The organism is Streptomyces coeruleofuscus, from assembly GCF_039532725.1.
GTDB lineage: Bacteria > Actinomycetota > Actinomycetes > Streptomycetales > Streptomycetaceae > Streptomyces > Streptomyces coeruleofuscus.
The window spans coordinates 25,769-42,185 of record NZ_BAAASE010000012.1 but is presented as its reverse complement, the minus strand read 5'-3'; the positions used below and the strand labels follow the sequence as shown (position 1 = coordinate 42,185).

Genomic DNA, 16,417 nt, shown 5'->3' with positions numbered 1-16,417 from the left:
GTCAGTCCTTCAGTCCGGCGTTGATGTCGGCGTTCATGACGTAACGCTGGAACACCAGGAAGACGGCGATCAGCGGGATCATGGAGATGACCGACGCCCCGAGCAGGACCGACCAGTTGATGTTCTGCGCGCCGACGATGCTCTGGATGCCGATCTGCACGGTGAACTTGTTGGGGTCGTTGAGCATCAGCAGCGGCCAGATGTAGTCGTTCCACCGCCACTGGAAGGACAGGATGGCGAGGGTCAGCATGATGGGCCGGGAGAGCGGCACCATGATCCGCACGAAGATCGACAGTTCGCGGGCGCCGTCGATGCGCGCGGCTTCCACGAGTTCGTCGGGAACCGTCAGGAAGAACTGGCGGAACATGAAGCATCCGGTCGCGGTGAGCACGGCCGGGAGGATGATGCCGCCGAAAGAGTTGTAGAGGCCGAGGTCGCGAACCACCAGGAACGACGGGGCGAGCATGACCTCGCCCGGCAGCATCGTGGTGGCCAGGATGCAGAGGAAGAAGGCCTTGAGCCATCTGTTGTCGTACTTGGCCAGCGCGTACCCGGTGCAGCAGCTGACACCCACCGTGAGGATCGTCGTGATCACGCACACGATGGCCGTGTTGATGAAATATTGGGAGAAGTTGGCACTGTCCCACGCTGCCTTGAAACCCGACAGGGTGGGGTCGTGCGGAACCAGGGTCAGCGGATAGGAGAACAGGTCACTGGCCGGCTTGAGGGAGCTGAGGATGAACCACAGCACCGGCAGCCCGTACAGGCACGCCAGGATCCACAGCAGTGTCGTCGGGGGCACCGCCCGCCGGAACCCACCGCCCGCCGCCTTGCGGGGACGCTGCCTGGGAACGGGCTGCTTGGCGTCGGCGTCGAGCGGGCGTGGCATGTCTGTGGTTGTCATCGGTTCTCCACCCGCCGGTTGACGATCAGCTGGATGATCGCGACGGCCATCAGGATGAGCATGAGCACGAACGACGCGGCGCTCGCGTAGCCGATCTGGCCCCGTTTGAAGCCGGTCTCATAGATGTACTGGACAAGCAGGTTGTTCGAGGTTCCGGGTCCGCCGTTGTTGAGGGCGACGAACACCGGGTATTCCTTCATCGCGTTGATCGTATTGAGCAGGATGACGATGAACGAGGTGGGCGCGATGCTCGGTAGCGTGATGCTGATGAACCTGCGCCACGGACCGGCGCCGTCGAGCTCGGCCGCCTCGTAGTACGACACCGGGACGTTCTTGATCGCCGCGATGAACAGCAGCATCGTGAAACCTGTCCACGCCCAGGCCGCCGCCATCACCACCACCAACAGCGACAGGTCCGCGTTCGACTGCCACGGAACGGCGTCTGCGCCGAGCTTCTCGATGACGTAGTTGACCAGTCCGAAGTTCTCACCGAACAGCCACCGCCACAGGACGCCCACGACGATGGGCGACAGCAGCCACGGGATGAAGAAGATGACACGGGCGACCGACGAGCCCTTGGCGTGCTTGTTCACCACCAGGTTGGCGGCGAGCAGCGAGAGCGCGAAGTTCAGCGGGACGAAGAGGACGGTGTAGAGCAGCGTCCGGCTCAGCGCGTCGTAGAACGTGGAGTCCCCGACCAGTTTGGAGTAGTTGTCCAGTCCGACGAACTGGAAGACTCCCACGCCGGTGTAGTTCGTGAAGGAGTAGAGGAGCCCGATCACCGCAGGCCAGACGAAGAACAGCGCGAAGAGCACGACATTGGCCGCGATGAGGACGAGCGGCGCAAGGGTGTACTTGCTGCGTCTCCTGGGCGGGCTCGCGGACACGTCCGGGGCGCGTTTGGTCATCTTCCTGACTCCGTGCTGGTGGAAGGGATTGCAGAGGGGCTCACGCCATGAGCCCGGCGACAAGGGGCGCGTCCGGGCCGGGCGGCGGCCTCTCGCCCGCCGCCCGGCCCTAGCGGCCTACGAACCGCCGCCGACCTGCTGGTTGTAGCCGGCCACGATGTTCTCCAGGGCTTTCTCGGGCGACTGCTGGCCGTTGATCGCCTTGCCGAGTTCCGTCTTGGTCGGGTCCTCGGTGATGCTCTTGCCCTTCAGCACCCACTGCGTCTGAGCGTTGTTGAAGTAGCCGGAGATCGGGGCGTAGAGCGGGATCGACTCGTTGTACAGCTTGAACGCCGCCTGCGCCGCCTCGGAGGTGAAGGGGTACTTCGGGTTCAGACCGTTCTCGACGGGCAGGAATCCGGAGGCCTCGCACAGCGTGCGGTAGTTGTCCGGCTCGTAGACCCAGGACAGGAACTTCTGCGCGGCGGTGGCCGCTGCCTCGTTGTTGTTGAAGCCGACCATCAAGCCGCCGGCGTTGACGTCGCTGGCCTGCACCGGCTGGGCGGGGGTCGGGACGCTCGCCCAGTCGAACTTCTTGATGCTGTCCGCGAAGGCGGCGACCTGCCACACGCCGGACCAGTAGGCGACCACGTCACCGCTCTGGAACATGGCGGCCGGGTCGGCACCGCTGGTCCACACCGACTTCGGCATGGTCTTGTTGTCGTTCCATCCGACGAAGGTGTTGACGGCCTTCTTGGTCGCCGCGTCCGCCGAGAACTTGCCGGAGGAGTCCGCGTGGACGTACTTCCCGCCCATCTCGTACACCATGGCGCGCAGCCGGGAGGGTGACTGGTCGAAGGTCAGGGAGTACTTGGCACCGGTCTTCTCGCGGACCTTGTTCGCCGCCTTGATGAATTCTGTCCAGGTCCAGGTCTTCTCCGGCGAGGTCGGGAAGGAGACGCCGGCCTTCTTGAACAGCGACTTGTTGATGAACATGCCGGACGCGGTGACGTCCGAGGGGATGGCCAGCACCTTCCCGGACGAGTCCTTGGCGAGGAAGTTGGCGTTGATGTTGTAGTTCTTGTTGTCGGCGATGGACTTGAGGTCGATCAGCTTGCTCGACCAGATGGGGTCCAGCGCCGGCACGGCCGCCACGTCGGGCAGGGAGTTCGCCTGGGCGGCGTTGTGCAGCTTCGTCGTGTAGCCCTCGTAGGGGATGTTGACGAGCTTGACGGAGACGCCCTTTTCCTTCTTGTACTGGGCCACCAGCTTCTTCCAGCCCGCGTCCTGCCCCGGAACCGTGGAGATCCAGAACGTCAGCGACTTGGAGGTCCCACCCGAGTCGGACCCCGACCCGCAGGCGGAGAGCAGAAGGGCACCTGCCGTGGCCACGGCAGCGAGGGGAACCACGCGGCGTATGCCGCCGCGGCCGAGTCGGCTGGAGCGCCGCACACCCACACTGGTCATCTTCGATCCCTTTTCGTCGTAGCGGAGGAAGCACGGCGCCAGCCGAGGCGGCACGGGTGCAGTCTGCGGGAAAATTCGCTTTCCGGGGGCACGGCCTCGCCCGGCCGCGACGCCTTGACGGGTGGGGTCCCCGGCCATGACGGCCGGCGTCGCACAAGCACGCCCTCGTGCGGCTGCCGTACTTCTCGTACGGGCGGGAGGCTCACCCGGAGTCGGCGTCCCGGCCGACTCAGAAAGCGCTTGTCCGGACATTGGCAGACCGATGGCGCAGCCGTCAATGCTTCGCCCGAACAGCTCCGGTCACGGTTTGAATTCCATGGGCGACCGCGAGCCTGCTGGCGCCCGCCACCGTGCCGGTGTCGCCCACCACGCTGCTGACCACCTCGGTGGGCCAGCTCAGCCGGGCCAGCTCGGCCCGCACACCGGGCAGGAGCTGCGGATCCGCGCCGGTGCCGCCGCCCAGCACGATCAGCCCGGGGTCCAGTACGGCGGCGACGGCGGCGGCGAGCCGGCCCACGTCGGCGGCGTGCGAGGCGACTACGGCACCGGCCGTGGCATGCCCCTGCCCGGCCAGGGCGAGGAGCCGCTCGGCGGTGCGCGGGCGGGGCCCGTCGCCGTCCTGCCAGGCCTCGGCCGCACGGCGCAGCAGGGTGCGCGAGCCCATGCGCTGCTCCAGGCCCTCGTGGCGCGGGGCGCGGTCGTCGTCCCAGGGGTAGGGCAGCCGGGCCACCTCACCGGCGGCGCCGTTCGCGCCGCGCAGCACCCGGCCGCCGATGACGACGGCGAGTCCGATGCCGACGCCGATGCGCAGGTAGCCGAAGGTGTCGCGGCCGACGGCGGCGCCCTCGTGGAGCTCGGCGAGGGCGGCGCAGTTGACGTTGTTCTCCAGGTGGACGGGGACGCCCTCGGGCAGGGCGACGGCCATGGCGTCGAAGACGGGTCCGGCCTTGGCGGTCGCGGGGCGCTCCCCGGCGGGGTCCCGTATGGGGACGTCGCCGACGGCGACCACGACGGCCCGCAGCGGGGCCCCGGTGGGCAGGGCGTCGAGGACCTTGCGGACGGTGTCGGCGGCCTCCGGCCGGGACCCGGTGCCCTCGGCGAGCAGCGTGCCGTCCAGGGCGCAGCCGCGCACCCGCGTCACGGCGGGCCCCAGGTCGACGGCGAGCACGGCGCCGGCGGCCGGTCCGAGACGGTAGATCGCGGCGCTGCGGCCGGTGCCGCCGGAGGCCCTGCCGGAGTGGGCGGCGAGCTCGACGGCCTCCAGCTCGGCCACGGCGGAGGAGACGGTCGGCTTGGAAAGGCCCGCACCGGCCGCCAGCTGGGGACGGGTGGCCGTGCCCGTCCCGGCCAGTACGTCGAACACCACACGGGCACTCTCACTCAGGTGCATGGTCTCCCCAGGTCGTACTGCGGCCGTGCAGAGCGGCGGCAAAGGTCGCGCGGCATCGGGATTCCGTGCCTCTTGACGCGCACCCTACTTCGTTAGTTAACTTCCTAACGAACTTCACGGTACTCGCCTGCCGTGGCCCGCAGAAGCCCGTCCCGGGGCTTCCCTACCTCTTCAACTGGCGTGGTCCGACGCACGGTTCGCCTGCCGTCGCCGTGACCGCGCAACGACGAAAGAGGATCCGTGCAGGACTCCACGCCTTACGTGGTCGGTATCGACGTGGGCGGCACCAAGACGCATCTGCGTGCCCTCGCGGGCGGCGAAATCGTCGTCGACCGTGTCCGCGGCAGCGCGGGCTGGCGGCCGCACGAGCCCGGGGCCGCGGCCGGCCGGCTGGCCGCGCTGATCCGTGACGCCCTGCCGGCGGACGTCCGCCCGTCCGCCGTCGCCGTGGGCGGTCACGCCTGCGAGACGCCGCGCCAGTGCGAAGCCATCCGGGCCGGGCTTCAGGAGCGGCTCGGGGTGCCCGCGCTGGTCGTGGGCGACGCCGAACTGCTCGTTCCCGCCGCCGGGCTGGACAAGGGCGTCGGTCTGGTCGCCGGTACCGGTTCGGTCGCGGTGGGGCGGCTGCCCGACGGCGGTCCGGTCCAGGTCGGCGGCTGGGGCGCGGTGCTCGGCGACGAGGGCGGCGCGGCCGGACTCGTCCGCGAGGCCGCGCGGGCCGCCTGGGCGGCCCACGACCGCGGCGAGGAGCCCGACGCACTCGCGACCGGTCTGGTCGCGGCCTTCGGCGTGGCCGAGGTACCCGCGCTGGGCGCCGCGCTGGAGGCCGCCACGGACGTCTCCGGCGAATGGGGCCGGCACTCCCCCGTCGTGTTCGCCGCCGCCGAGGCGGGCTCACCACTCGCCTCGGCCGTGATCGCCGACGGCGGCCGGGCGCTGGCCTCGCTCGTCGTACGGCTCGCCGGGCGCGGGGTCGCGGTGGACGACGTGGTGGTGGCGGGCGGCACGGTGCTCGCCCAGCCCGCGCTGTACGAGGCGTTCACCTCCGCGCTCGCCGGGTCCCTGCCCGCGGCCCGACCCCAGCGGCTGCGCGTGCCGCCGGTCGAAGGCGCGGTGGCGCTGGCCCGTTCGCTGCTGTGAGCCGGGCGGACGCCGTTCTCGTTCCGGACACCGGCTCGTGGCCGATCCCTCTCCGAAGGGTCACGACACGGCCGTAGATCTTCGCTCGTCACTCGTCAGGCGCCCCACAAGCCGCCAGAGGCGCCACGAGTCGCACTCGATCGCACGCCCTTCCCCGGCCGCACGGCTGGAAGAACCCGTCGCAGAACTCGAGAGAGGCACACGCATGCCGTCACCAGCCGGGCCCATCGCCACCGCGTCCGTCAACCGGCGGGGCTTCCTCAGGACGTCCCTGGGCGCCTCGGCCGGTCTGCTGGCCGCGCCCGCCTTCGCCACGTGGCTCGCCGCCGCCGACGCGAAGGCCGCCACGGGCCCCGCCGCGTTCGTCGACGACTACAAGTCGAACGTCCTGACGAACCAGACCCCCGAGACCAACGCGGTCCTCCGGATCCTGGGCGGCATGTCCCAGGTGTGGAAGACCGGCGACGCCTGGGACACCGGCCGGGTCCTGGACCGCGAGGTACTGCGCGCCAACATGCGCTACTGCGCCCGGGTCACGGCATCCCGCACCGAGGCGCAGGCGAAGGAGGCCTTCCTCTACGACCGTCAGCACCAGAGCTACGCCATGATCGGCGGGCTGGGTCCGCTCGCCGGGCTGTACAAGTCAGGTGCCAAGGCGGTCACGTCGATCACCAGCGCCCCGGACGGCACGCCCCCGGGGAAGATCAGCGACACCCTGCCCTCCGACGCCCCGGCCGGATCCGCGCTCGGCGCGGGCTCCTACGAGTCGGAGCTCGGCAAGGTGGCCAAGCTGGTGGACACCGTGCGCGGGCCGTTCGCCTCGGGCAACCCGGCCAAGTTCGCCTTCCAGTACCCGCGTCCGTGGCGGATGAACGAGGACAGCGAAGTCGTGGACACCGGGAAGAAGGACGCCCTCGGCTACCCGGTGTACGACTCGGACGTGATCGTGGCCCCGCAGCTGCTGCGGCAGCGCTCCGAAACCCCGGAGGAGGACGGCGGGTTCCCCAGCGGCCACACCAACGCCTTCCAACTGGCCGGTCTGGCCTTCGCGTACGCGGTTCCCGAGCGTTTCCAGGAGCTGGTGACGCGGGCGTTCGAGCTCAGCCACACCCGGATCATGTCGGGCATGCACTCCACCGTCGACGTCATCGGCGGCCGGATCATGGCGACCGCCCTGACCGCGGCGACACTGGCCGACCCGGCGAACGCGGAACTCAAGGCGGCCGCGCGCGCCCAGGCCCTCGCCTACTTCACGCAGAAGACCGGCACGACGGCGGACACGCTGTACGCCTACGCCCACTCGGACGCCGATGACACGTACGCGGACCGCGAGGCCAACGCCCGGGCGGTCCGCCACCGGTTGACGTACGTCCTGCCCCGCCGCGGCCGCAAGGACCCGCTCACCGTGCCGAAGGGCGCGGAGGTCCTGCTGGAGACCCGGCTGCCGTACCTGAACGCGGCCCAGCGCCGCGAGGTGCTCCGCACGACCGCGCTGCCCTCCGGGTACGTCCTGCTGGACGGCTTCGAGCAGTGGGGCCGGCTGAACCTGTTCGCGGCGGCGGACGGATACGGCGCCTTCGACACCGACGTCACGGTGACACTGGACGCGGCGGCCGGGGGCTTCCACGCGGCCGACAGCTGGCGCAACGACATCGAGGGCGACGGCGGGCTGACCAAGCGCGGCACGGGCACGCTCACGCTGACCGGCCACAACCGCTACCACGGCGGGACCGTGGTAGGGGACGGCACACTGGTCGCCGCCTCGCCGAACGCCCTGGGACAGGGCGACGTCCGGGTCACCGGCGGCACGCTGCGCGCGGACAAGGTCCTGCGGGTGCGCGGCTCGTACGTCCAGGAGGGCGAGTCGACGCTGGAGCTGACGCTGCGCGGGAACCACGGCCCGGCGCTCACGGTGAGCCGGCGCCTGCTGCTGGGCCCGGGCAGCGTGCTGTCGCTGCGGCTCGACGCCGAGCGGCCGCCGGTCGCGGGGACCACCGTCCCGGTCCTGTCGGCTCCGGCGCTGCGCGGCCGGTTCGACCGTGTCGAGCTGGACTCGACGACGCTGCGGGCCGTGCCCGTCCACACCGCTGACGGTCTGTCGGTGCGACTCGTGAAGCGGTGACGCCCGGAGCGGCGGGGGCTGGTGCAGAGTGGGTCCATGAGGGACCTCCGGACCGCTCCCGCCGTCCCCCGGCCGCTGTCGCTCCCCCCGCCGTCGCCGGCGGGAGCCGCCCCGCGGTCCGGCAGACGGTGGGCGCTGCCGCTCCTCGTGTCCGTGCTGCTCGGACAGATGGCCTTCGCCATGGTCACCACCGCCGTGCGGCAGACCCCGACGATCGACGAACCGGTGTACGTGGGCGCCGCCGTCGAGTACACGCACGAGCACCGGCTGCGCCACAACCCCGAGCACCCGCCCCTCGGCAAGCTCGTCATCGGCGCCGGGGTGGCCCTCGCGGATCCGCGCGTCGACCCGTCCTTCACCGGGGACCAGGGCGATGAGGGGCGGCATCTGCTCTACGAGACGGGCAACGACCCGTGGCGGCTGATGCTGTGGGCCCGCCTCCCGGTGATCGCGCTGACGCTGCTGTTCGGGCTGGTCGTCTTCGCCTTCGCCAGTGAACTGGCCGGGACAGCCGGGGCGTTGGCCGCGCTCGCCCTGTACTGCTTCTCCCCCGACGTCATCGCCCACGGTTCGCTCGCCACGCTCGACGTGCCGGCCGCCGGGTTCGTGCTGACGTCGGCGTGGCTGCTGTGGCGGGCCCGCCGCGGGCCCCGGCTGTACGTGCCGCTCGCCGGGGTGGCGCTGGGGGCGGCCCTGGCCACGAAGATGAGCACGCTCCCTGTCGCACCTGTGCTCATGGCACTGGCCGCCGTGTCGGTGTGGCGCTCGTCGGCAGCCGGCCGGGGGCGGAACCTGGGGCGGGCGGCGGCGGGCGCCGGAGTCGTGGCACTGGCCGCGGTCGCCGTCGTGTGGGTGACGTATCTGATGGTCGATCCGCGGCTGCGCTGGACTCCGGAGCAGCATGTCCCCACCGTGCGGGGGCTGCGGGGGCTGCTGGTCGAGACGCTGCCGTTCCCGGAGGCCTACCGGGACGGGATGCGGATCCAGTTCGGGCTGGAGAACCGGCCGTGGCAGGGCTTTCTGTTCGGCCGGCTGTACTCGGGCTCGCTCTGGTACTACCTGCCGGCCGCGCTGCTGGTGAAGACACCGCTCGGTATGCTCGCGCTGTGGATCGCCGGGGCCGTCGCCGTGGTCGCGGTGCGCCGCCTGCGGCCGGCCGCGCCCTGTGTGCTGGCCGCGCCCGCGGTGCTGCTGGCGGCGGCCATGCAGGGGGCGCGGGACCTCGGCACTCGGTACGCCGTCTTCCTGCCGCTGTTCCTCGCGGTGGCGGCCGGTTGCGTCCTCGTGGCGCGGCCGCGGTGGGTCTCCGTCGCGGTGGGGGCGCTGGTGGCGTTCGTCGCGGTCGGTTCGCTGCGTGCCTACCCCTACTACTTGCCGTACTCCAACGAGGCGTTCGGCGGGCCGGGCAGGACGCGGGAGTCGCTGCACGACTCCAACGTGGACTGGGGGCAGGATCTGGGGCGGCTCGCGGAGCGGCTGCGCGAGCGGTACCCGGGCGAGCGGGTGTGGCTGGTCTACAAGGGCAGCGGGGTGCCGTCCTTCTACGGCATCCGGTCCCGCGATCCGCGCGGGGTGCCTGCCGGTGACGTGCGGGGGGTGCTGGCGGTGTCGGACTCCGCGGCCGCGAAAGCGACCGGGCGACTGGCCGAGTTGATCGGCGGCAGCCGCCCGGTCGACGATGTCGGGCACTCGATCACGATCTATCGCCGTTGAGCGCTCGAGGGCCCCTCAGTGGGCCGCGTGGAAGAAGCCGTCCGTGCTCACGTGCTGCATGACGCGACTGGCCACGCGATAGCGCCCGTTGGGCACGTCGGGACACCTCGCGACGTGTACCGCGAGCGGGCCCGCGAACTCGTAGCCCTTGCGTTCCGCGTGGCGGGCCAGGCTGTCGGTCAGGGCCTGGCCCACGTTGGTGCCGTGGCGCGTCAGCTGGTCGTGCACCTCGTCGGAGAGTTCCACGTCGTAGGCGTTGGGGACCATGACCCGGTCCGCCCGGCACACCACGGCGTTGTCGTCGCACGCGTGTCGCAGTGCGTCGAGGACCTCGACCGGCTCCTTGTCGAGGACCCGCGCCCACAGGGCCTCCCATCGGTTCTCCAGTGTCTCTTCCAGCGCACTCAGTGCGCCCATGCGGTCTCACCTGCCGGAAGCGTCGTCGGTTCGAGTGGGGTGGCCGGGGGTGTGCTAATGCTCGTCGTAGTCGTCGGGCCGCACCTCGGCCTCTTCCAGGGCCTCGCGCATCGTGCGACCGCTCGCGCCCGGCGGCCGGGTCTGGTGCTCGTCCTGCTGTTCCAGGACCTCGTCCGTGGTCTGCGTCTTCGGCCGGTTCTCCTCGGGAACGGTCATGACGATGGCTCCTCCTGCGTCGTGTCGGGATCTTCTGCCGCGGCGGGTTCCCGCCCGGCGCCCGGGTATCCATCTGCCGGGCACCTCATGTGCCGGGTGAAGAAGCCCTGGTCACCAAGGGGCGTGAGCTATGTTGAACGTCCGCGGGAGACGAAGGAGGCGCACCGGTGCCATCGCCGCAGCAGGCACGCGCACAGGCATCCGCGATCACCTCGGGGAAGGCCCCACCCGAAGCGGAGGTCTCCCCCTCCGCCCAGCTCAGGGCGCTCTTCGACCGGCCCCGGCTGTCCCCGGGCCAGCGGCGTATCGCCCAGTACCTGATCGAGAACATCACCGAGGCGGCGTTCCTTTCCATCACGGATCTCGCGGACCGGGTCGGCGTGAGCCAGCCCTCGGTGACGCGGTTCGCCTCGGCGGTCGGCTTCAGCGGCTACCCGGCGCTGCGGGAGAAGCTCCAGGCGATCGCGCTCGGCACCCTCGCGGGCGGCGGCCCGGCCGAGGAGAACCGGGGCAACGAGCTGCAGGCGGCGGTCGACGCCGAGATCGAGAACCTGGAGAACCTGCGGCGGGACCTCGCCGACCCGAACCCGGTGATCGACATCGGCCGCAAGCTGGCGTCCTCGACGCCGCTGACGGTCCTCGGCCTGCGCATCTCCGTCTCGCTGGCCGAGTACTTCGCGTACGCCGCCCGCCGGATCCACCCGGACGTGCGGCTCGTGACGAGGGGCGGGAGCGTCGCCTACGACGCGCTGCTCCAGTCGCGCGAGGCGGGCGGCACCTGGGTGCTGGCGTTCTCCATGCCCCGGCACGCGCAGGAGACACTGACGGCGGTCCGGGTCGCGCGCGGCGCGGGGCTCAAGGTCGCCCTGATCACCGACCTGGCTCTCGGACCGCTCGCGGACGAGGCCGACGTCACCTTCGCCCTCGGGACCGGATCGCGCCTGGTCTTCGACTCCTACGCCGCCCCGGGCGTGATGTGCTCGGCGCTGCTCCAGGCCATGACGGACGCGGATCCGGAGCGGACGCAGGCCCGGCTCGAGGAGTACGAACAGGTCGCCGACCAGCATCACTTCTTCCTGCGCGACTGAGCGGCACGCTCCGGGCCGCGCCTCGGCTCCGCACAAGGGGACCATCCACAACAAAGCGCGCATGAATGTTTTCATGCGCCTTGAAAACCGGATGGCATATATAAATACTGCTCACGGATCGCGACCCGGCCGTTCCGGATCCGTTCCGCACCCGAGGGGCCGGCTCCTACCCGCTTCGGCTTCCCGGGTGTCCGTGGCGGCCCCGGTCATCCCCTAGGCCGGGGCCACCCCGACCCGTCGTCCACCCTCACGACGCCGCACACCCGGAAGCGATGATCATGCCCCTGACGTCCACGCGCATCAGCCCGGACTGGCCCTGCCAGGTCAAGACCCCCGGGAGCTACGACTGGGAGCGCTCGGCGGCCAAGTGGCTGCGCGAGCTGGTGCCCGCGCGCTACGCCGGCTACCCCGTGTTCATCCGCCACCCCGTCCTGCTCGCCCGGCACGCCCAGATCCAGGTGCAGCAGGAGATCAGGGTCGCCCGCACCGCCCTCCAGACCGCCCGCGCCGACCTGCCCGGACTCGGTCTGCACGAGGGCGTCATCGAGCACACGATCAAGCTGTACGCGGCCGAGGTCATGCAGTTGCAGCACATCGCGCGCAGCGTCCGGGCGGTCACCCAGGCCCTGGTGGAGGCCAATCGCCAGCCGTGACGCGTGGGGCATGACCCGCGGTGTGCGTGGCACACGTGAGGGAATGAGCACCACCGAAGTCCGGCGCGAGCCGGTGACCACGGTTCTGACCTGGCAGGTGCGTCCCGGCCGGGAGCGGCAGTTCGAGGAGTGGACGCACGGCATCACCCGCTGCGCCAGACAGTTCCCGGGCAACGAGGGCGTCTCCTGGCTCACGCCGGAGGACGGCCACCGCTACCACGCGGTGCTGCGCTGGTCCGACCAGCACCGGCTCGCCGCCTGGCTGGAGTCCGAGGAGCGCGCTCACTGGCACCGGCGGATCGAGGACATCGCCACCGAGGTCAGCAGCGAACGCCAGTCGACGACCGGTATGGAGACCTGGTTCAGCCTGCCCGGCACCAGCGTGCAGGCCCCGCCCCGGTGGAAGATGGTCCTCACGACGTTCCTCGGCGCCTATCCGTTCACCCTGCTCATCCAGTGGCTGGTGACGCCGCACACCACCGGCTGGCCGCTGCCGCTGCGGGCCGCCGTGTTCCCGCTGGTGCTGCTGCCGGTGCTGACGTACCTCGTCATGCCGAGGCTCAGCCGGCTGCTGCGGCTGTGGCTGTATCCGCGCGACGGCCACTGACGGTCCGAGGCTGATGTGACCGTTGTGGCTGGCGGGATGCGGGAGCAGTCCGTTGTCCAAGGCCGTCTTCGAACCGGCGCGGGTGTGCGATGCTCAACGCGTGACGAGCGAGCCCGTGACGCCGGCGGAGCCCGGTGCCGCACCGGACCTGGTCGAACTGGCCAAGATCGTCGCCCGGCAGCGCGCCGAGCTGGACCGGCTGCGCGATCAGGCGGCGATGTCGGCTGTCGTGGAACGGGCCAAGGGCGCGGTGATGGCGCTGACCGGGTGTTCCGCGGACGCGGCGGACGAGCGGTTGCTCCAGCGGGCCAAGGCGGCGCGCCACACCCTCCTGGAGGAGTGCTGGATCACGCTGGGATCCCTGGCGCCCACGGCGCCCGGCCCGGGCGAGGCGGCCGAGCCCCTCGGCACCGACACCCCCTGCTTCGGCTCCGACGTCCTGCCGGAGACGGCCGCGCCCGACGATGTCGCCGTCGCCCTGGCCCGCCTCGGGCAAGCCCTCGTTCGGGTGATGACACCGCACGACCTCGCCCGCTGTCTGCTGGAGCATCTCGCGCCCGACATGGCGGCCGACGCCATCATGATCTACGCCCGCAGGCCCGACGGCGGACTCGGACTGATCGGGCACGCCGGCATCGACGACCAGCTCGCCGCCCAGTGGAGCCAGGTGCCGCCGCTGAGCGGCATCCCGGCGCTGGACGCGCTGCGAAGGGGCGAACCGTGCTGGCTGGAGGACGTCGCCACGCACGAGCGGCGGGAACTGCTGATCGGTGACCCGCCCGAGCGGTGGCGGTCGCGCGCCTGGCTGCCCGTGCCCGCCGCGGGCCCGGCCCACGTCTGCATCGGTGTGCTGCGCGGCCGTGCCGGGTCGTTCACGGATCGCGACCAGGCCCATCTGCGGGGCGTCACCGGGCTGTGCGCCGGCCGGCTGCGCGCCTTCGACGCACCGCCCGAGCGGACCGGCGACGCCACCACGGACGCGGTGCAGGCGCTGTTCGACGCGCTGCCGATCGCGGCGATGCTGCTCACTCCGCTGAGGGACGCGTCGGGCGACCCCGAGGACTTCCGGGTGGAGGCCGCGACCACACGGGCGGGTGACCTGCTGGGCCGCGCCGGTGAGGAGCTGGCGGGGCGGCGGCTGCTGGAATTCCGGCCGGCCCTGACGGAGGAGCCGCTGTGGCAGGGCTGCCTGCGCACACTGACCACCGGGGAGCCGTACGAGAGTGAACCGTTCGCGCACGAGGAGGTCGTGGCGGGCATCGCGGCGCTGTCCACGTACTCGGCGCGGGTGGCTCGGCTGGACGACGCGCTGGTCGTCAGCTGGATCCGGCACGGCTCCTCCGACCGGCAGGAGCAGCGGCTGGCGGACCTCCAGCGGCTGGGCAACCTCGGCTGGGCGAACTGGAACCTGGCGACCCAGGAGGCCTCCTGGTCGACCCAGGTGTTCGCCATCTTCAGCCGGGACCCCGCGCACGGCCCGGTGCGGCTCACCGCGTTGCCGGAGCTCGCGCTGCCCGAGGACGCGCCCGCGTTGACCCGCGCCGTCCGCGCGCTCCTCCAGGAGGGGCGGGCGTTCGACCTGCCGTTCCGGGTCAGGACGAGCGGCGGTATCCGGCATCTGCGTCTCGTGGCCGAGGCCGTGGCCGACATGCACGGCACGCCTGTCGAGGTGCACGGTGTCGTCCAGGACATGACCGCCCGGCGGCGGGCGGAGCTGGCCCTGGTCGAGAGCGAGCAGGCGATCCTCACGCAGCACGACGTGCTCCAGGCCGAGCGGACCCTGGCGTCCCGGCTCCAGCAGGCGCTGCTGCCCCTGGCCAACCGGCCGGTGCACCTGGCGGGACTGCGCGTCGAGGTCGCCTATCTGCCCGCCCAGTCGGGGGTGCACGTCGGCGGTGACTGGTTCAGCGCCGTGGAACTGCCCGACGGGGACGCTCTGCTGGTGGTCGGCGATGTCGCCGGGCACGGTGTCGACGCCGTCGCCACGATGGCGCAGCTCCGCTTCACCGCGAAGGGCATGGTCATCACGGGTTCGTCGCTGACCGGCGCGCTGGCCCGGCTGAACACGCTGCTGCTGCACTCCCGTGACTCCCACGCGACGGCCACGATGGTGCTGGCCCGGTACGAGCACCGGCAGCGCCGGCTGGTCTGGGCCCAGGCGGGGCATCCCCCGCCGCTGCTGCTCAGGGACGGTGAGGTGCGGTATCTCGACCGCCCCAAGGGCATGCTGCTGGGCGCGACCGCGACGCCGGTCTTCGAGGAGGCGGAGTGCCGTCTCCTCCCGGGCGACCGGCTCGTCCTGTTCACCGACGGCCTGGTCGAGCACCCCCCGGAGAGCATCGACCGGGGTCTGGAACGTCTCGCCGACGCGGTGGCCGCCCCGCACGCCGAGGGGCCGGGGTCACTGGGGCAGTTGCTGGCGCGGATGCTGCCGGACGAGCGGCGGGACGACGTGTGCGTCGTCGACGTCCGGGTTCCCAGGATGCGAGAGGTGTAGGTGCGAGAGGTGCAGGGACGGCCCGTTCGCCGTTCACGAGTCGCCGCGGTGCCGCCAGTACCACCACAGGCCCACGACCAGGGCCAGCAGGAACAGGCTGGGCAGCACCAGGCCCGGGATGCGGGAGCCGTTCATGGGCGTGGCCTTCTGTCGGCGGGCGGGGCGCCTCGTGCGTCGTCGCCCCGGCTCAGGATGACGCCCGGCGGGCCCGGCGTCACGCTTCTTGTCCCGGGCGTTGCCCGGTGTTCGACCCACCGGGGGCCGGCTCAGTCGACCGGGTGACCTGGGTCGATGGTGAGGGCGCCGGAGAGGCGCAGCAGCGGCCCGTCGTACGCCTCGTGTCCGCCCCACTCGACGGGGTCGAGGACGAAGCCGATGTGGTCGCCGCCGCCCGCGCGCGTGACGATCCGGCCGACGAACCAGGCCGGGACGTCCTCCAGCACGACGGCCCCGCCGTACGCCTCTCGCAGCCGGAGCCCCTCGAACTTGTCCGTCCGGTCTCCGGTCCGCCCGCCGAACAGCTCGGCGAGGGCGTGCTGTTCACGTGCGAGCAGGTGCACGGCGAGCACCTCGGCGTCCCGGGCCACCCGGAAGGTGTGGTTCACCTCGGACAGCCACACCACGAAGCGCACGGGCCGCATCGAGCACTGCGAGGCGAATCCGACCAGGCACCCCGCCCGTTCACCGCCCGCGACGGCCGTGACCACGCACATCTCGGGGTCCAGCCGCCCGATGAACGCGTCCATGCCCGCCATGCTCACACCACTCCCTCGCCCTCGCGTCCTACGTCGTCTCGGCATCACCTCACCATGTCGGGTGGGCGGGTGCCATCCCGGGGGGCGATGCCCCGGGCCGCCGCCGGCTGCGGGGTGGCGCCGTCGGTCCGACGGGTGCGTACGAGGGGCCGATGCAGCCGGGCGGTCGCTGCCGCCCGGCTTCGGACCGGCCCCTGACTGGGGGTCCGGCGCCGGGGCCTGCGGCCGTCAGGGCTGGGCGGCATCAGGGCTGGGCGTCATCAGGGCTGGGCGTCATCAGGGCTGGGCGTCATCAGGGCTGGGCGGGCGGCGCCGTGAGGCCGACGGGTGCCAACCGGCGAGTCGGCACCGCCCAGCCCCCAGGCCACCCCACGCCCCCCGGCCACCCACCTCCACACGACGCCCAGACCAGCCGGACAGCGCCGCCAAGCCGACGGGTGCAACCAGCGGACGGCGCAGCCCAAGGCCACCCCACAACCAAGCCCCTGGCCACCCACGCCGCACAACGCCCAGACCAGCCGAACGACGCCACCACGCCGACGGGTGTGCTTACCGGCGGGA

General features: G+C 71.7%; 14 protein-coding genes. 7 read left to right on the top strand and 7 right to left on the bottom strand.

The features are described from left to right. Position 1: 1 nt before the first annotated feature. The 4 genes from ABFX81_RS35155 to ABFX81_RS35140 form a co-directional block, all read right to left on the bottom strand. Positions 2-904, bottom strand: coding sequence for an ABC transporter permease subunit (locus tag ABFX81_RS35155; protein ID WP_086855459.1), 903 nt, complete (start codon positions 902-904; stop codon positions 2-4). Then, entirely contained in the window at positions 901-1,812 is a 912-nt protein-coding gene (locus ABFX81_RS35150; RefSeq protein ID WP_086855458.1) for an ABC transporter permease subunit, read from the bottom strand. The genes ABFX81_RS35155 and ABFX81_RS35150 overlap by 4 nt, the downstream gene beginning before the upstream one ends. Positions 1,813-1,929: 117 nt before the next feature. Beyond that, positions 1,930-3,258: an extracellular solute-binding protein gene (locus ABFX81_RS35145; RefSeq protein ID WP_346139198.1), complete on the bottom strand. Its 1,329-nt coding sequence runs from the start codon at positions 3,256-3,258 to the stop codon at positions 1,930-1,932. Positions 3,259-3,532: 274 nt separating this feature from the next. Then, complete coding sequence (locus ABFX81_RS35140; protein ID WP_086852440.1) at positions 3,533-4,648, bottom strand: ROK family protein; 1,116 nt, start codon at positions 4,646-4,648, stop codon at positions 3,533-3,535. 240 nt (positions 4,649-4,888) lie between these two features. Between ABFX81_RS35140 and ABFX81_RS35135 the strand changes: the two genes are divergently transcribed. The 3 genes from ABFX81_RS35135 (at position 4,889) to ABFX81_RS35125 (ending at position 9,623) form a co-directional block, all read left to right on the top strand. Beyond that, positions 4,889-5,788, top strand: a complete 900-nt coding sequence (locus ABFX81_RS35135; RefSeq protein ID WP_086852438.1) for a BadF/BadG/BcrA/BcrD ATPase family protein — start codon at positions 4,889-4,891, stop codon at positions 5,786-5,788. Between the two features lie 205 nt (positions 5,789-5,993). Then, positions 5,994-7,910 carry a phosphatase PAP2 family protein gene (locus ABFX81_RS35130; RefSeq protein ID WP_346139197.1) on the top strand — a complete coding sequence of 639 codons (1,917 nt, stop codon included), beginning with the start codon at positions 5,994-5,996 and terminating at the stop codon, positions 7,908-7,910. A 168-nt stretch (positions 7,911-8,078) separates the two neighbouring features. After that, positions 8,079-9,623: a phospholipid carrier-dependent glycosyltransferase gene (locus tag ABFX81_RS35125; protein ID WP_086852249.1), complete on the top strand. Its 1,545-nt coding sequence runs from the start codon at positions 8,079-8,081 to the stop codon at positions 9,621-9,623. A gap of 15 nt (positions 9,624-9,638) precedes the next feature. Here ABFX81_RS35125 and ABFX81_RS35120 read toward each other — a convergent pair whose 3' ends face one another. Both ABFX81_RS35120 and ABFX81_RS35115 read right to left on the bottom strand, forming a co-directional pair. Further along, positions 9,639-10,040, bottom strand: a complete 402-nt coding sequence (locus tag ABFX81_RS35120) for an FhaA domain-containing protein (RefSeq protein WP_086852243.1) — start codon at positions 10,038-10,040, stop codon at positions 9,639-9,641. Positions 10,041-10,094: 54 nt separating this feature from the next. Continuing rightward, positions 10,095-10,256: a hypothetical protein gene (locus ABFX81_RS35115; RefSeq protein WP_346139196.1), complete on the bottom strand. Its 162-nt coding sequence runs from the start codon at positions 10,254-10,256 to the stop codon at positions 10,095-10,097. Positions 10,257-10,423: 167 nt separating this feature from the next. Here ABFX81_RS35115 and ABFX81_RS35110 point away from each other — a divergent pair, with 167 nt between their 5' ends. The 4 genes from ABFX81_RS35110 (at position 10,424) to ABFX81_RS35095 (ending at position 15,101) form a co-directional block, all read left to right on the top strand. Continuing rightward, positions 10,424-11,344 (top strand): SIS domain-containing protein, encoded by a 921-nt coding sequence (locus ABFX81_RS35110; RefSeq protein WP_086852245.1) that lies wholly within the window; start codon positions 10,424-10,426, stop codon positions 11,342-11,344. A gap of 272 nt (positions 11,345-11,616) precedes the next feature. Next, positions 11,617-11,997: a hypothetical protein gene (locus ABFX81_RS35105; RefSeq protein ID WP_190147024.1), complete on the top strand. Its 381-nt coding sequence runs from the start codon at positions 11,617-11,619 to the stop codon at positions 11,995-11,997. Positions 11,998-12,040: 43 nt separating this feature from the next. Further along, positions 12,041-12,604, top strand: a complete 564-nt coding sequence (locus tag ABFX81_RS35100) for an antibiotic biosynthesis monooxygenase (protein WP_086852247.1) — start codon at positions 12,041-12,043, stop codon at positions 12,602-12,604. 100 nt (positions 12,605-12,704) lie between these two features. Continuing rightward, complete coding sequence (locus ABFX81_RS35095; protein ID WP_086852251.1) at positions 12,705-15,101, top strand: SpoIIE family protein phosphatase; 2,397 nt, start codon at positions 12,705-12,707, stop codon at positions 15,099-15,101. 266 nt (positions 15,102-15,367) lie between these two features. Here ABFX81_RS35095 and ABFX81_RS35090 read toward each other — a convergent pair whose 3' ends face one another. After that, positions 15,368-15,856 (bottom strand): flavin reductase family protein, encoded by a 489-nt coding sequence (locus tag ABFX81_RS35090; RefSeq protein WP_346139195.1) that lies wholly within the window; start codon positions 15,854-15,856, stop codon positions 15,368-15,370. Between the last annotated feature and the right edge of the window lie 561 nt (positions 15,857-16,417).

Bases quoted from the DNA above. Each gene is read 5' to 3' on its own strand.
- ABFX81_RS35155 (WP_086855459.1), bottom strand. From the start codon at position 904: ATGACAACCACAGACATGCCACGCCCGCTCGACGCCGACGCCAAGCAG.
- ABFX81_RS35150 (WP_086855458.1), bottom strand. From the start codon at position 1,812: ATGACCAAACGCGCCCCGGACGTGTCCGCGAGCCCGCCCAGGAGACGC.
- ABFX81_RS35145 (WP_346139198.1), bottom strand. From the start codon at position 3,258: ATGACCAGTGTGGGTGTGCGGCGCTCCAGCCGACTCGGCCGCGGCGGC.
- ABFX81_RS35140 (WP_086852440.1), bottom strand. From the start codon at position 4,648: ATGCACCTGAGTGAGAGTGCCCGTGTGGTGTTCGACGTACTGGCCGGG.
- ABFX81_RS35130 (WP_346139197.1), top strand. From the start codon at position 5,994: ATGCCGTCACCAGCCGGGCCCATCGCCACCGCGTCCGTCAACCGGCGG.
- ABFX81_RS35125 (WP_086852249.1), top strand. From the start codon at position 8,079: ATGGCCTTCGCCATGGTCACCACCGCCGTGCGGCAGACCCCGACGATC.
- ABFX81_RS35120 (WP_086852243.1), bottom strand. From the start codon at position 10,040: ATGGGCGCACTGAGTGCGCTGGAAGAGACACTGGAGAACCGATGGGAG.
- ABFX81_RS35115 (WP_346139196.1), bottom strand. From the start codon at position 10,256: ATGACCGTTCCCGAGGAGAACCGGCCGAAGACGCAGACCACGGACGAG.
- ABFX81_RS35105 (WP_190147024.1), top strand. From the start codon at position 11,617: ATGATCATGCCCCTGACGTCCACGCGCATCAGCCCGGACTGGCCCTGC.
- ABFX81_RS35100 (WP_086852247.1), top strand. From the start codon at position 12,041: ATGAGCACCACCGAAGTCCGGCGCGAGCCGGTGACCACGGTTCTGACC.
- ABFX81_RS35090 (WP_346139195.1), bottom strand. From the start codon at position 15,856: ATGGCGGGCATGGACGCGTTCATCGGGCGGCTGGACCCCGAGATGTGC.